Consider the following 15,111-nt stretch of genomic DNA (forward strand, 5'->3'; position numbering starts at 1 on the left):
GGTAGTCGATCCCCTTGAGACAGTGCGATCTCGTACCCGTTTAACGAGTGTTCATTCAAATGACATTTCGATTACACAGGCTGTAAATGCAGATGCGCTTATATAAGCTCCGGCAAACCTCATGACTTGAAACATGAAATCAGGAGCATCACATTATGGCACTCAAGGGCCTTAACCTCTTTACTTCCTCGCGTTCCTCGCTGACCTGCACCTACAAGTGCGGCAACGCCTGCTTGGGCGAATGCGATAACCCTTCCAACAACTCCTACTTCGGTGACCGTTTCACCACCCCGCTTTCTCGCCGTACCGCACTGCGCGCGGGCGGCCTCAGCGTGGTTGCAGTAGGCGGTTCGGCAGCCCTGGCCGCCTGCTCTGGCGACGGCGCTGGCCCGGGTGACTCCGAGGGCAACGCAGGCGCCGGCAAGACTACCGATGCCAAGGTCGAGCTCACCTCTGCAGAGGGCATGCAGTTTGAAGCAGTTGAGCCAAACACCAAAGACGAGGTCGTTGTACCGAAGGGCTACGAGCAGTCAGTGCTCATCGCCTGGGGTGACCCGGTGATTGAGGGGGCACCGGAATTCGACGTCGATAAGCAAAGTGCGGAAGCTGCGGAAAAGCAGTTCGGCTTCAACAATGACTTCGCGGGCCTCATCGAGCACCCGGATAACCCGGAGCGTCTGGTCTACATGTGCTCCCACGAGTACACCACCGAGCCGATGATGTTCCCGGATTATGACCCGGAGAACCCCACCGAAGAGCAGGTCAAGATCGGCTGGGCTGGCCACGGCCACACCATCCTGGAGGTCTCCAAGGTTGGCGATACCGGCGAGCTCAAGCGCGAGTTCGGCCCGCTAAACCGCCGCATTACTGCAACTACTCCGTTCCAGCTGGTTGGCCCTGCTAAGGGCAGCGACCTGGTCAAGACCAAGGCCGATCCAAAGGGTGAGACCGTAAGCGGCACGCTGAACAACTGCTCCGGCGGCGTGACCCCATGGAACACCATGCTGTCTGGCGAGGAGAACTTTGACCAGTACTTCGCTGCTGGCGATATCAAGGACGAGAAGGCAAAGAAGTCGCTGGAGCGCTTCGGTATTGAGGACAAGGAAACCGCCCGCAAGTGGGAGCGCTTCGACGACCGCTTCGACTGCTCCAAGGAGCCAAACGAGCCAAACCGCTTCGGCTGGATCGTTGAGATTAACCCGCTGGACCCAACCTCTACTCCGGTCAAGCACACCGCGCTGGGCCGCTTCAAGCACGAGGCAGGCAACATCCACATCGCTGATGACGGCACCGTGGTCTGCTACTCCGGCGATGACTCCCGCTTCGAATACATCTACAAGTTCATCTCCACCAAGAAGTACGAAGAGGGCAACATCGAGCACAACCTCTCCATCCTGGACCACGGCACCCTGTACGTCGCCGTGATGGAGGGCAACTCCCCTGAGGACGAAATCGACGGCTCGGGCGTTCTGCCTGAGGACGGCGCCTTCGACGGCAAGGGCAAGTGGGTCAAGCTGCTGACCTCTGACACGGAGAACAACAAGTTTGAATCTCACGTTGATGGCTTCAGCGCGGAAGAGGTTGCGATCTTTACCCGTGAGGCTGCTGACAAGGTGGGGGCTACCAAGATGGACCGCCCTGAGGACATCCAGGTCCACCCGGATTCCCACAAGGTCTACGTGGCGCTGACCAATAACTCCTACCGCGGCGCTACCGGCGAGAACGCCAAGAAGAACAAGGAAGATGCCAAGGAATGGGCTCCAGTCAAGGAGAACAAGAACGGCATGGTCATGGAAATTGAGGATGACCACGCCGGCGAGTCCTTCACCTGGAACCTCTTCCTGGTCTGCGGCGACCCGAATGAAGCCAACACCTACTTTGGTGGTTTCGATAAGTCCAAGGTCTCCCCGATTTCCTGCCCGGACAACCTGGCCTTCGACAACCACGGCAACCTGTGGATTACCACCGACGGCAACGCACTGGACAGCAACGACGGCCTATATGCAGTCACCACCAGCGGCGATACCCGCGGTGAGCTGAAGTGCTTCCTCACGGTTCCGGCCGGCGCAGAGACCTGTGGCCCAATCGTTGACGACGACCGCGTCATGGTCAACGTCCAGCACCCGGGCGAGGCTGACGACGCCACCTTCGACGCCGCGACCTCCCACTGGCCTGACGGTGGCAAGACCACCCCGCGCCCGGCCGTGGTTGTGGTATGGAAAGACGGCAAGATTGGCGTTAACTAGCTCGCTCTCCTTTTCGCCGCTCGCCTTTGGCCGCTGCCTAGTCATTTGGCCACCACCTCACCATTTGGCTGCTGCCTAACTAAATGGTGAGGAACAAATGGTGAGGTCACCCAACAATAATCACACTGGCCAACACAGGCCGCAGTGGTTACGGGGTGACCTCACCATTTGCATTTGTGGCGCGCACTACCTCGCCGCTACTCCACCACTTTCCATTTACCCAGGCCTGGATACCAAGACCTCAAGGTCGCGGTCCGGGCGCGAAAAATGACAGCGCACCGCGAACAGGAGGTCTGGGTTTCCAGGGGTGCAGTTCCAGGCCTGGGTGTTTGCTCAGTGAGGGCGGGCGCGCTAGTTGCGCAGCTGAGCCTCCAGCACGTCCTGAGCAAAGTCGAAGAGCGGGGTCGCAACTCCAGCGCGCTGGCCCATCCGGCGAATGGCGCCGACCTGGGCATCGAGCTCGTTGGGCAAACGGTCCTTGATATCACGCTGCATTGATGTCGTGGCCTGCGGATACTGTTCGCGGGCGAAACCCATCGTCTGCTCCACCACGTTATTCGGCAGCGCGACGTCCAACGCTCGAGCGACAATCTCGACCTCGCGCATGAAGGCCTCCAACTGCCCCGGGATTTCGTCGACGAGGTAACCAATCGGCCGGTCAACCAATGCGCCCAAAGTGCCCGTGGTGGTTACGAACATGGCCTTGGCCCACACATCGACCAATGGTTCCGCATGATATTTGCCCCGCGCGCCGGCTTCGTTCAAGGCAGCGGCCAACTGCTGCCCCACCGGAATCGAGCCCGCCATCGGGCCGAATGCCAAGCTCAACGGACCGGGGTTGCGCTTAATCTTCGCCGACCCCAGGCGGGTCGCGAAGACGCGAGCAACACCAGCCAGCACATTTTCCTCACCGAAATGCGCTGCAGCCAAGTACGGAATCTCCACCGAATTATGGGTGGTCACCACGGGAATACCCGTGAGCGATTCCGGATCTGGGCCGAAAGTGTCATTCCCCGGCAGCGCTTTCGTGGCGATAATGGCCACGCCGAGTCCGCCCAATTGCTCAATTAGCTCGGCAAACGTTTCCGCCGCCGGTGGGGAGGGGATGAAGGTTTCGTTATCGGAGGCGTCGATAAGCGTGAGCCCCGAGCGCAGGACTTCCAGGGTTTTGCCGCGGGCTACGTAGCCCACCTCGTGGCCTGCCTGCGAAAGAGTGCCGCCAAAGTAACCGCCAATGGCGCCTGCGCCCAGAAATCCAATCTTCATGGATTCCAGACTAGCTATCTTGGTTCTCCAAATTGCGGAAACCGATACCCAATGGCAGGCCGACGCTATCGATTAGCCGCACCCCGCCAAGTGTGGCCGCGACAAAGAGGCGCGCGTCGCCCTCAGCCGGCGGCTCGCCCAAGTCACGGCTGCGCAGTTCCAAGTACTCCGGTTCCACACCTGCAGCAGCCAGCACCTCGCCCGTTACCTCAAGCACCTTCTCAGCACCAGATTCGGCCGCATAGGCACCCGCGGTCAGCGCCGCCGACAACGCACTAGCTTGCTCGCGAGCTTCCGGCGCCACGTCCGCATTGCGCAGGCTCATCACCACGCCATCAGCCATGCGCACCGCCGGCACGCCCTGGACACGCACACCCAGGTGCAAATCGGTGCACGCCTGCTGGGTCGCGACGAGCAGCTCATAATCCTTCTCGCCCATGACGACGTCGCTTGGCCCAAGCGCACCAATCAGACCAATGATGCGCGTTAGCTCAGCGCTAATGTCCTCCATGCCATGCCACTGCGGCACGATCCGCGTGCGTTCGGGGGCTTGGGGCGCATGCCAGACGACGTCGACTTCGCCAAGCAGCTGCGCATCCTGCAGGTCGGTGAGCGCCACGACGACCACCGCGCCGCGAATCCGGCGGGCGGCCTGCACCAGCGCCAGATGCCCCGCGTGCACGCCGCGACCCAGGGGAACCAGGACCACGCGGCGGCCGGTCTTGCGGTAGGCGCTGCCCACCATGCGAATGCGTTCGATGTCCTCGACGATGTTCATCGGTTCTCCTCCTGTAGCGCCCACATTTCTAGTTCTTCGCGGCGAAAGACCTCGCCGAATCGACGGGCCGCTTCGACGAAAGCGCGGCGCATTCCGGGCTCGGTGATGCCTCGATACGCCGCGATGATTTCGGCGCTTTCGGCCGCTTCGAGGGCCTCGGCGCTTTTGACCAGAGTCTCGCTGAATACATCCTCGTTCGCGCGCACGGCCAGCTCGGTCATCATCTGGGCATAGTACACGCGGGCGGCAAACGCGGGCCTTTCGCTATCGCTTAGCGACGCCCCGCTGGCTTGGAACTCCCCCAACACCAGCTCGGCGATGGTTTGGCCAAGCTCGTCGATAGTCGTGGTGGCCCAGCGGCGCGCATGACACGGCGCGATGGCGGCGACGACGCAGCCGCGAGTCTCTAGGGGATCGAGCACCTGCACTCCGCGGGAAAGGCAAGTGTGAAAGACGATGAGGCCGTCGTGCACGTAGGTTTCGAGCATGTCGACGGCCTGCTCCAAGCGGGCATCGCCAAGCGCGATGATAAGTGCTTGATAGTCCTGTAGCTCGGTTAGTTCTGTGAGCGACTCCACGGTGTGGCCGACCATGCGCATCTCCTCAGCGAGAAGCTGGCCGGCTTGCGAGTTTCCGAAGAGCGCGACGCGCATCCGCGGTGCGCGCATTTACTTCTTCTTTTTCATTGCGGCCATGAGCTCGGCCACTGAGACAGAGCCCTCGCGTGCCTCGTCGCTACGGCGACGGCCGCGGGATCCTTCCTGCTCCGGCGCGCGGTGCTTATGGCTAGCGTGCTGCGCCGCCCTTGCCTGCTGCTGCTGCGGCTGTGCCTGCTGGCCCTGCTGGCCCTGCTGTGCGCCAGCAGACTGCGCGGCGTTGGCAGCGTGGTGGCCGCTAGCCTGCGCGGACTTGGTCTCTGCCGGCTTGGAGTGGGAGGACTGCTGGCCATCCCAGCGCACGGTCTGGAAGGAAGCGGTGTCGAAAGTCGACTGCGGGGACTTCTGCGGCTGGCCACCTGGGAAGTGCTGGCTCGGCTTTGCGGAGGCCGGCTTCGCCTGCGGCTGCTGCTGGGCAGTCGCCTGCTGGTTCTGCGGCTGTTGTGCCTGCTGTGCCTGCCCCTGTGCTGGGAAGGTCGGACGTCCAAAGGACTGGCGGGCGCGCTCCTGGGCCTGGCGCTGCGCCTGCTGGGACTGCTGAGTCTGCTGGCCGCGCTGCTGGACCTTTTGGGAGATGATGTCATCCAGCGGGTTGTGCTGCGGGGTGCGGGCGCTGGGCTGGGAGCCGAGGCGGCCGGCGACGGCGTCGGCAGTTGGCGCACCCTTGGAAGCCTGGGTGAAGTTGGCCTCTGGCTCGCGGGTCTTTTCCTCAAGCTCCATGATGCGACGTGCCTCTGCGTGCAGCGCGGCTGGCTCATAGGTGAACTCGCGGCCAGACAGCTCCTCAATCTGGGCGCGGATGGAGGCCAGCTCCCGGCGAATTTCCTCCATAATGTCGGAATCACCCTGGGTTGGCTCGACCTTGCGGGCGCGCTCAGATTCCAGCAGCGCGGCCGATTCCGCGGCCTCACGGCGGTAGCGCACCACCATGAAAAAGCCCAGGACAGCCGCCCACAATGCGGCGATGAGCGCCAGCTTCAAAGCGCTAGCAGAGCCCGAAATGAGCATGACCAAGCTGGCGATGACAGCCAAAATCACCAGTGCAATAAGGCCAATCGAGCCGGCGTCTGCTTTCTTGGGGGCGGATTGCTGTGGTTCAGGGGTCGGAGCAGTCATGGAAACCAATTTACAGTCCGATCCTTTAATTAGCCCACTAAGTCTGCCCCAGCGCGTCGGGCGGCACCTCACAGTGACGTTCCAAAACCACGCCAGCCACTGCCATGGCGATGCCGCCGAGGGCGGAAGTCAGCACGCCCGTAAGGTCACTAGCGGCGGCCACCAGCTCATTCGCATGAGGGAGCACATAGACCAACATGCCCAAGTAGCCGCCGCCGACGATGGCGCCGGTCCACGCCGAGGCTTTGCCCACGAGCAGAAACTGCGCGATGGTCATGGGATTGAGCTGCGAGTTATCTAGACCAATACCGTGTTCTTTGCTCTTGGCTTGGCGCACCTTCCACGTCAAAAAGACACACACGGCCGTCACGGCCCACAGGGAAATGGAGACAGTCGCCGGGATGGCAAGCATGGAGCCATAAAAGCGGGAGGTCAAAATCGCAGCCGCAGCGGCAACGAAGAGCCCTACTCCGACAAGCCAGCCTATCGACGTCCGCTTCATGCCAGCTTCACCTGCTCTACCTCGGCCGGGTCGAGCGCAGCGATGAGGTCTGCAACCGGGGTATCGCCAAGCCGCGCATCTGGGTCCGCAGCCAGCCATGGCACCAGCACGAAGGCGCGCTCGTGGGCATAAGGATGCGGAAGCGTCAGTTCCGGATCGCTAGAGGTCACGCCTTCTACCTGCACGATGTCCACGTCCAGGGTGCGCGGGCCCCAGTGGCGCACGCGGACGCGCTCGGCGGCCTGCTCAAGGGCCTGGCCGCGGCGCAGCAACTCCAATGGGCTCTCCTCTACGTCCACGATGAGCACCGCGTTAAGGAACTCGTCCTGGTCCGTAACACCCCACGGCGGGGTGGAATAAATGGGCGAGGCTGCCACGGTTTCCGCGGCGAACTCGTCGAAGACCGTCTGCAGCAATGCGCGGCGGTCATCCATGTTGGAGCCAATCGAAAGTACCGCGCGCATCGTCACTTGCCTCCTCGCATGCTCTTTCGCGAGCGACGCGCCACGACGGCGACGTCGGCGAAGGTGCGCGGAATCGGCGCCTTCGGCTTATGAATGGTCACCTCGACCGCATGCAGCAGGTCATAACGCTGCATCACGGTATCGGCCACCTCGTTGGCCACGGTCTCGATGAGATCGCGCGACGGGCCCTCGACGATGTCCGCCGCGACGTCGGCAAGCTCGGCGTAGCTTACGGTGTTCGCAAGGTCATCTGTGGTTGGGAACTCAGTCCAGCAGGTGATGTCCACCAGGAAGGGCTGACCCTCGCGCTTTTCTTCTTCGAAGACACCGTGGTAGCCAAAGCACTCCAGGCCGGTCAGTTCGATGCGGTCTGCCATTAGCGGTTTCCTTCCTTAGACACAGCCCCGGACATGGCGCCGGACGCAGCGCCGTTGGTGTAGCTGCGGGTGGCGTTTACGCCGCCAGAATAGGCCAAGCCAGCGTTCCACGCGGCGGCGACGTCGACGGCATCGCGGGAGACGCCGACCTCGTGCACGCGCACGCCCCACGCACCCATTTGCGCGGAGATCGCGGTGACAGCGGCGGTGGCGGGATCGGCGAGCACGGGCGAGGCTTCCACGCCGCGGTCCTCGCGGATGGCGGCGAGGAAGCGCTTGCGGGAAGCGCCCACGAGGATCGGAAACTCGCCCTCAAGGAAGCTCGGCAGTGCCTTCAACAACGCCCAGTTATCCTGCGGGGTCTTAGCAAAGCCCAGGCCCGGATCCAGGACGATGTTGTCAGCGCGCACGCCTGCTTCAAGGGCGGCGTCGCTCAGCTGCGCAAGGCGTTCGTGCACGTCGCGTACGACATCGCCGCCATGGTCCGCACTGCCGGCGGCGGAGCCGAACTGCACGGTACGCCAGTGCATCAGACACACGGGCAGCGCGCTATCGGCCATCGCGGCCAGCATGTCAGGGTCCGCAAGCCCGCCGGAGACATCGTTGATGAGGTCCACGCCCGCGCTTGCCGACGCCGCCGCCACCGACGCGCGCATCGTATCCACGGAGGTCTTGATGCCCTCCTCGTGCAGCGCGCGGATGACCGGAACCACGCGGTTTTCCTCGTCCTTCGCGTCCACGCGGACTGCGCCGGGGCGGGTGGATTCGCCGCCAACATCGATGATGTCTGCACCCGCCGCGACCAATTCGCGGGCGTGCTCAATCGCGGCATCGATGTTGAGCCACCGCCCGCCGTCAGAAAAAGAGTCCTCGGTGACGTTCACGATTCCCATGACCAGCGTGCGGCCCGGGACGGTCAAGTCACTGACAGTCATTTCTAGCTCCTAATAAGGCTCATTACCTCAGCGCGGGAAGCGGCATTGGACTTGAAACCGCCGCGGACGGCCGAGGTCGTGGTGGTAGCGCCAGGCTTGCGGATGCCGCGCATGGCCATGCACAGGTGCTCGCATTCGATGACCACGATGACAGATTGCGCGTGGAGGACCTCCACCAGGGCATCGGCAACCTGGGAGGTCAGACGCTCCTGGACTTGCGGACGCTTGGCGTACATATCGGCCAGGCGGGCTAGCTTGGACAGGCCGGTGACCTGGCCGTCTGGGCCCGGGATATAGCCGATGTGCGCCACGCCGTAGAAAGGCACCAGGTGGTGCTCGCAGGTGGAGTAAATCGGGATATCGCGCACCAAGACCAGTTCTTGGTGCTCCTCGGCGAAGGTCTTGTGCAGGACTTCGGTTGGGTCCGCGTGCAGGCCGGCGAAGACTTCCTTGTAAGCGCGCGCGACGCGGGCTGGCGTCTCCTGCAGGCCCTCGCGGTCGGGGTCCTCCCCTACTGCGATGAGCAACTCGCGGATCGCTGCCTCCGCGCGGGCCTGATCAAATTCGCCCTTGGCGGGGATGTTATTGCTCATCTGAATCCTTGTAGGGGCTGGCCTGGCCCTGGTTGCCAGAGCGAGGAGAGTTGTACGGGTTATTGGCACGCTGGTTCTCGCCGAAGCTGGACCACTGGTCGCGGTCAGGCTGCGGCTTGGCGTGGCGGCTACCGACGCGGGGAATTTCAGTGGTCGGGCGGTCGCTCGGGGCCTGGCCAGCGGGAGTCTCGGGAGCCGGAGCAGGCTGGGCCTGCTTCTCGGCTTGTTCTTCTTCGGGTGCGAAGAAAGTGTTCTTCTCACTTTCGACCTTGTCGCCCGCGTGCTGGCCAAAGTTGAAGCCGATCTCGCCGGCGGGCTGTGGGTCCTGGCCTGCTAGGCGACGCTCGCGTGCCGCACGGGAAGCCTCAACCAAAGTCATGCGCGGTGGCAGCTCCTCGCCGCGTTCCTTGGCCAACTCGGCCGGAGTCTTGACTGGCTCGCGGCCAGCCTGGCGCGGGAAGCGATCGTCCTCGTTCGGGAAGACGTCGAAAGCCGCGCGTGGCTCGATGCCCTCGAAGATGCCCTCCAGGTCGGGGCGACGCAAGGTCTCCTTGTCCAGCAGCATCTCTGCGAGCTTATCCAGGTAGTCGCGGTGCTCCGCCAAGATGTCGTAGGCCTGCTGATGCGCGCGATCCAACAGGTAGCGCATCTGCTCGTCGATGCGGGTAGCCACGTCTTCGGAGTACTCGATGGAGCCGCCGCCCATGCCGTAGCCGAATGGGTCGCCCTGCTCCTTGCCGTATTTCACGGTGCCAAGGTCCGGGGAGAAGCCGTACTCGGTCAGCATGGAACGAGCGATCTTGGTGGCGTTTTCAATATCAGAAGAAGCGCCGGTTGTCGGCGCGCCGAACACGAGCTCCTCGGCAGCACGGCCGCCCATGGCGAAGACCAGGCGAGAGAAAAGCTCGTCGCGGGTGTACATGCCCTTGTCATCTTCCTGGGAGGTCATCGCGTGGCCACCCGTGCGGCCACGGGCCAAAATGGTGACCTTGTATACGCGCTCAATGTCCTTCAGCGCCCAGGCAGCCAGGGTGTGGCCGCCCTCGTGGTACGCGGTGACCTTCTTCTCGTGCTCGGAGATGATCTTGCCCTGGCGGCGCGGGCCGCCGACGACGCGGTCGGTGGCCTCCTCGAGAGCGTCATAAGTAATCACATTGCCGCCGATGCGGGCGGTCAAAAGTGCAGCCTCGTTCAGGACGTTAGCCAGGTCCGCACCCGACATACCGGCGGTACGCTTGGCCAGCTGGGCGACGTCGACTTCCTTGGCCAGCGGCTTATCCTTCGCATGCACGCGCAGGATTTGCTCGCGACCGGCCAGGTCCGGGTTCGTGACCGGGATCTGGCGGTCAAAGCGGCCCGGGCGCAGCAGAGCCGGGTCCAGGATGTCTGGGCGGTTGGTGGCCGCAATGAGGATGACGCCCTCGCGGTCGCCGAAGCCGTCCATCTCCACCAGCAGCTGGTTCAGGGTCTGCTCGCGCTCGTCGTGTCCGCCGCCGGTGCCGGAGCCACGCTGGCGGCCCACGGCGTCAATCTCGTCGACGAAGATGATGCACGGGCTGTTTTCCTTCGCCTGCTTAAACAGGTCGCGTACGCGGGAAGCACCCACGCCGACGAACATCTCCACGAAGTCCGAGCCGGAGATGGAGAAGAAAGGAACTCCCGCCTCGCCCGCAACGGCGCGGGCCAGCAGCGTCTTACCCGTGCCGGGAGGACCGTAGAGCAAAACGCCGCGCGGAATCTTCGCGCCGAGGGCATGGTAGCGCTCGGGATCATCCAAGAAATCCTTGATTTCCTGCAGCTCGTCCACTGCTTCATCGGCACCAGCCACGTCCTCGAACGTGTTGGTGGGCATGTCCTTGGTCAGCTCCTTGGCCTTGGAGCCGCCGATACCGAACATGCCGCCGCCGTTTTGCTGCATGCGGGACATGAACCAGAACAGGAACGCGAACAGGATGATCATCGGCAACAGGAAGCTGACCATCGAGCCCAGGAAGGATTCCTGGGTGACCTTGGTCTGGTACTTCTCCGCGCCGGAGTCCTTAACAGAGTTAAAGATCTGTTCGCCGGCGCGGGCCGGGTACTTGGCGATGATTTCTTCGACGCCTTCGCGCTCTTCCACCGTCACTGGCTTTTTGAGCTTGAGGCGCAGCTGCTGTTCGCGGTCGTCGATTTGCGCCTCAGCGACGTTTTTGTCCGTCAGCTGCTTGACCGCTACGGATGTCTCCACCTGGACATAGTTGCGTGCATCGTTGGTAAAGAAGGTGAATGCATAAAGCGCTACGAGTACAAGCGCTGCGATTCCGCCGTAGCGAAGGAGTTTCTTGTTTTTCATTAGTACCTATTTGTACCTAGTAATCCCTATTTGTTGGTGTAGACGTCTGGGTGCAAGGTGCCGACGTAAGGCAGGTCGCGGTAACGCTCCGCGTAGTCGAGACCGTAGCCGATGACGAACTCGTTCGGGATGTCGAATCCAACATCGAACAGATCGATCTCGGCACGAATGACCTCCGGCTTACGCAGCAAGGTGACCACCTCGAGGGAGCGCGGGTTGCGGCCCTTGAGGTTACGGATCAGCCAGGACAGGGTGAGGCCAGAGTCGATGATGTCCTCAACGATGAGAACGTCGCGGCTCTCGATGTTGCGGTCAAGGTCCTTCAAGATGCGGACCACGCCGGAAGAGGAGGTGGCGTTGCCGTAGGAAGAAACCGCCATGAACTCCATCTGGGAAGGAATAGACAGCTTGCGCGCGAAGTCCGTCATGAAGAAAACGGCTCCCTTGAGCACGCAAACGAGGATGATTTCTTCCTCTGCGTCCTTATATTTAGCGGCTACGTTATCCGCCATTTCCTGGATTCGTGCTTGCAGCTCTTCCTCGCCAATGAGGACGGCTTCGACGTCTTTGCCGTAAGCATTTGCTGGGACGTTGAAATCTTTTTTGTCGTGCACGCTTGCGCTCCTTTAGTGACCGGGCAATAGTGCCAGTTTGCCACCAACCCTTCTTACTTCCAACCTCTGCCCCATGATTTTTTGCTCTTTCAGGCTCGGCGCCACGGCCACGCCTCCCTGTCCGTGCCAGTTGGTGCACAGCTTGCCGACGCCGCGCAGCACCTCACGGGTTACTTCCGCCCCCTGCTCATGCAGCCACGCAGCCAGGATACGCCGTCGCACCGGTTCGCTAAGAGCTGCCAACTCCGCAGCGTCGAGGCCTTCGCTTCCCGGTGCCGCGTTGCTTAACGCCGCCTTACTCAACGCCGCGTTACTTAACGCGGCGTCGTCAAGCGCGGCATCCCCCGCCGCCTGGGCGAGTGCGGGCACGGCGTCTCCCCCGATCAGCTGGGAAAGCTGCGGGATGATCTCGCGGCGCAGCGCCACGCGGCGGAAGGAGGTATCGCGGTTTTGCGGGTCATGCCAAACCGCAAGACCCAGCTCTTCGCAGGCGGCAAGCGTCTGCGCGCGGCGGACCTGCAGCAGGGGGCGCACCACGCGCACGCCCTCAATCTCGGCGGCAGGCAGCATGCCGGCGACCTTGCCGCGCAGCGCGCCAAGCAGCAGGGTCTCGGCTTGGTCGTCAGCGGTATGTGCCACGGCCACGGGCAGCCGCGTCGCACCGGCGAAAGCCTGGTAGCGCGCTAGTCTCGCGGCGGCCTCCAGGGAGCCTCGATCTGCAACCTCCACCTTCAGTACTTCTGCCCGCGCGCCCAAGCTTTCTGCTTGGCCGGCGGCCTTCCCGGCTTGCTCGGCAGAACCCGGCTGCAGGCCATGATCGACGCACAGGGCTTGTACCTCGAAGCCCTCGGCCACCAAGGCCGCGGTCAGTGCCAAAGAATCGGCGCCGCCAGAGAGCCCCACGGCTATGCTCTCTTGTGGCTTTGCCTCCTGCGCCCACTCCACCACCGCGCGGCGGCAGGCCAGAAAGTTTGGCGAAACTCGCGGCCAGAAGGGCTTTGCCGCGTATTTAGAACTCATGCAGCACGCTGGCCAGCGCGTCTTGGGCCTTGCGGGCGGCCAAGATGTCACCATCGTTGACCAAAAAGGCGAAGGCATAGACGTGGCCGGACTGGCCCTGTGCGGTACCAGCCAGCGCAGAGACGCCGGTCAGCGTGCCAGTCTTGGCGCGAACATAGCCGCGGGCAGGCGAATCGCCGTAGCGTTCGTACAAGGTTCCCTCACCGCCAGCCAGCGGAAGATAGCCCAGCAGGGGGCGCAGGGCGTCGTTTGTAGCGGCGATGTCCATGATGCGCGTCAGCACTGCCGCCGGGATGCGGTTCTCAGTGGACAGCCCGGAGTTGTCCTTAATATTCACGCCGTTTAAATCGATGTCGTTTTCTTCGAGCACCTCGCGGGTGGCCTCGGTAGCGCCTTGGAAGCTGGCTTCCTTTCCACGGGCCGTGGCCAGCTCGCGGGCAATGGCCTCGGTCATGACGTTGTCGGAATGCTTCGCGGCTTCCTGCGCGCGTTCGGCCAGCGGCGCGGAGTGTACCTCGCCGAGCACGACGCCGGCCTGCGGGGCATCGCCTTCCTCGACTTTGTCGGTGCCTAAGCGTTTTGCCAGTGCATGCGCAAGATCCGTGGCCGGGGTGTGGCTTCGCGGGACGTCGCCAGTCGTGGCGCCGAGGCGGCCGCCGTAAAGCATCGCGGGCTGCATAGGCGCCACGAAGCCCTCGTCGACATTCTCGGGGTCCCAACCCGGTGCCTGTTGCGGGCCTGCCCATGCGGAAGTATCCAGCACCACGCGCTTAGCGTTGCCCACCTGGGTGGCAAGGTCATCGAGCTGTTCGGAGGTCATCCAGACGTCGCCAGCCGCGCGCAGCACAACCGTGCCTTCCTGCTCGCCCTGCAGGACCTGCGTGGTGATCCGTTCGTCCTCGCCGAGCGCCAACGTGGCTGCGGCAAGGGTTAACACCTTGGTGGAAGATGCCGGCGTCAGCGGGCGCTGGGCGTCGCGCTCCCACACCACCTCATCGCTGGTGGTGTCGATGACCTGCGCGCCGAACGTCGCCAACGCGGGGTCCTTGGCCTGGGAATCAAGGCGGGCCTTCAGCGCTTCTAAATCCACATCGCCGGGCTGGGCAACCTGCAAAGGGGTCGCCGGCGTGGGCTGGGAATATGGGGACCCGTGGTCCAAATTGTTGTAGGCGCTCTGGATGTTTACCCCAAGTGCAGCCGTGCCTGCAATGGCAGCGGCCATCACCACGGCCGTGCCCGTCCACCACATATGCTTCGCTTTCATCGCCTTTCACCCTAGCGCGATAATGGGGCACGGTAGACTATTGGCAGCGATTGATGATGCCGAATATTCTCGGCCGCAATCCCCCAGTACCCACAATTTGTATGGAGGAATACGCAGTGAGCGTTGAAGTAACCATCGAGATCCCAAAGGGCTCCCGCAACAAGTACGAGGTTGACCACGAGACCGGCAAGGTTCACCTCGACCGCTACCTGTTCACCCCGATGGCATACCCGGCTGATTACGGTTTCATCGACCACACCCTGGGTGAGGACGGTGATCCGCTCGACGCTCTCGTTATCCTGCCGGAGCCAGTTTTCCCGGGCGTTGTTGTTGAGGCTCGCGTCCTCGGCGTCTTCAAGATGACCGACGAGGCCGGCGGCGACGACAAGCTGCTTTGCGTCATCGATGATCCTCGCTGGGAGCGCTACCAGGACATCAACGATGTTGAGGATTCCATCAAGGACGAGATCGAGCACTTCTTCGTCCACTACAAGGACTTGGAGCCGAACAAGGAAGTTACCGGCTCTGGCTGGGGCGACAAGGCTGAGGCGGAGAAGATCCTCGAAGAGGCTATCGCTCGCTTCAAGTAATTCACGTTTCTAGGGACGTTTCGATCAAATAGGGCTCAAAATCCGAGGGTTTGAGAGGCCTTAGTTGATCGAAACGTCCTTTTTCTTTGTCACCGCGACAACTCCTCGTTCGTGACGTACGATTCGATCAAATAGGGGGCCGAAAACAGCGGTTTCTGGGGGCTTATTTGTTAGAAACGTACTCGTCGGGGGCACATGGAAATTTTCGAGGGACGCGCGGGGACTCGCCGCGCTGCTAAGGGGCAGGCAATCAAGATTTGCCGCGGTCTGTATTTATCTGCGGTGCCAACGCCGCGCGAGCTCGCTGAAGTCGTCTCGCGGCGCTGGCCGGACTCAGCTTTAGACGGCTATTCCGCCG

General features: G+C 62.6%; 15 protein-coding genes. 2 read left to right on the forward strand and 13 right to left on the reverse strand.

All coding sequences use genetic code 11. The annotated features are described in order from the left end of the window. The first annotated feature begins 155 nt into the window (after positions 1–155). The gene (locus HMPREF2888_RS06740) at positions 156–2,246 is read left to right on the forward strand and encodes a PhoX family protein (RefSeq protein WP_070518550.1); all 2,091 of its coding nucleotides are present in this window, start codon (positions 156–158) and stop codon (positions 2,244–2,246) included. A gap of 351 nt (positions 2,247–2,597) precedes the next feature. Here the strand turns inward: HMPREF2888_RS06740 and HMPREF2888_RS06745 are convergent, their stop codons facing one another. Genes HMPREF2888_RS06745 through dacB form a run of 13 tightly spaced genes read right to left on the reverse strand, consistent with a single transcriptional unit; the run spans position 2,598 to position 14,163 of the window. Next, positions 2,598–3,512: a 2-dehydropantoate 2-reductase gene (locus HMPREF2888_RS06745; protein WP_070518551.1), complete on the reverse strand. Its 915-nt coding sequence runs from the start codon at positions 3,510–3,512 to the stop codon at positions 2,598–2,600. A 10-nt stretch (positions 3,513–3,522) separates the two neighbouring features. After that, positions 3,523–4,290, reverse strand: coding sequence for a pantoate--beta-alanine ligase (locus HMPREF2888_RS06750; RefSeq protein ID WP_070518552.1), 768 nt, complete (start codon positions 4,288–4,290; stop codon positions 3,523–3,525). Next, on the reverse strand, positions 4,287–4,958 hold the full coding sequence (locus HMPREF2888_RS06755; RefSeq protein ID WP_201040757.1) for a 6PGD fold domain-containing protein: 672 nt from the start codon (positions 4,956–4,958) through the stop codon (positions 4,287–4,289). The genes HMPREF2888_RS06750 and HMPREF2888_RS06755 overlap by 4 nt, the downstream gene beginning before the upstream one ends. Next, the gene (locus HMPREF2888_RS06760; RefSeq protein ID WP_070518553.1) at positions 4,959–6,062 is read right to left on the reverse strand and encodes a DUF6779 domain-containing protein; all 1,104 of its coding nucleotides are present in this window, start codon (positions 6,060–6,062) and stop codon (positions 4,959–4,961) included. 37 nt (positions 6,063–6,099) lie between these two features. Next, a complete protein-coding gene (locus tag HMPREF2888_RS06765) occupies positions 6,100–6,564 on the reverse strand; it encodes a DUF3180 domain-containing protein (RefSeq protein WP_061924713.1) in 465 nt (154 codons plus the stop codon). After that, entirely contained in the window at positions 6,561–7,028 is a 468-nt protein-coding gene (gene folK / locus HMPREF2888_RS06770) for a 2-amino-4-hydroxy-6-hydroxymethyldihydropteridine diphosphokinase (RefSeq protein WP_062037134.1), read from the reverse strand. The genes HMPREF2888_RS06765 and folK overlap by 4 nt, the downstream gene beginning before the upstream one ends. A 2-nt stretch (positions 7,029–7,030) precedes the next feature. Then, a complete protein-coding gene (gene folB / locus HMPREF2888_RS06775; RefSeq protein ID WP_061924717.1) occupies positions 7,031–7,405 on the reverse strand; it encodes a dihydroneopterin aldolase in 375 nt (124 codons plus the stop codon). After that, positions 7,405–8,340 (reverse strand): dihydropteroate synthase, encoded by a 936-nt coding sequence (gene folP, locus HMPREF2888_RS06780; protein ID WP_070518554.1) that lies wholly within the window; start codon positions 8,338–8,340, stop codon positions 7,405–7,407. The genes folB and folP overlap by 1 nt, the downstream gene beginning before the upstream one ends. Positions 8,341–8,342: 2 nt before the next feature. Continuing rightward, on the reverse strand, positions 8,343–8,933 hold the full coding sequence (gene folE, locus HMPREF2888_RS06785) for a GTP cyclohydrolase I FolE (RefSeq protein WP_061924723.1): 591 nt from the start codon (positions 8,931–8,933) through the stop codon (positions 8,343–8,345). Next, positions 8,923–11,265 (reverse strand): ATP-dependent zinc metalloprotease FtsH, encoded by a 2,343-nt coding sequence (ftsH, locus tag HMPREF2888_RS06790; protein WP_070518555.1) that lies wholly within the window; start codon positions 11,263–11,265, stop codon positions 8,923–8,925. Before ftsH ends, folE begins: the two co-directional genes overlap by 11 nt. A gap of 26 nt (positions 11,266–11,291) precedes the next feature. After that, complete coding sequence (hpt, locus tag HMPREF2888_RS06795; RefSeq protein WP_070518556.1) at positions 11,292–11,879, reverse strand: hypoxanthine phosphoribosyltransferase; 588 nt, start codon at positions 11,877–11,879, stop codon at positions 11,292–11,294. 12 nt (positions 11,880–11,891) lie between these two features. Then, positions 11,892–12,899, reverse strand: a complete 1,008-nt coding sequence (tilS, locus tag HMPREF2888_RS06800; RefSeq protein ID WP_062037121.1) for a tRNA lysidine(34) synthetase TilS — start codon at positions 12,897–12,899, stop codon at positions 11,892–11,894. Continuing rightward, positions 12,889–14,163: a D-alanyl-D-alanine carboxypeptidase/D-alanyl-D-alanine endopeptidase gene (gene dacB / locus HMPREF2888_RS06805; RefSeq protein WP_061924734.1), complete on the reverse strand. Its 1,275-nt coding sequence runs from the start codon at positions 14,161–14,163 to the stop codon at positions 12,889–12,891. Before dacB ends, tilS begins: the two co-directional genes overlap by 11 nt. 116 nt (positions 14,164–14,279) lie before the next feature. On the opposite strand from dacB, the gene HMPREF2888_RS06810 reads away from it, so the two are divergent. Then, positions 14,280–14,753 carry an inorganic diphosphatase gene (locus HMPREF2888_RS06810; protein WP_062037114.1) on the forward strand — a complete coding sequence of 158 codons (474 nt, stop codon included), beginning with the start codon at positions 14,280–14,282 and terminating at the stop codon, positions 14,751–14,753. Positions 14,754–15,111 lie beyond the last annotated feature (358 nt).

This window comes from Corynebacterium sp. HMSC077D03, assembly GCF_001808545.1.
GTDB lineage: Bacteria > Actinomycetota > Actinomycetes > Mycobacteriales > Mycobacteriaceae > Corynebacterium > Corynebacterium simulans.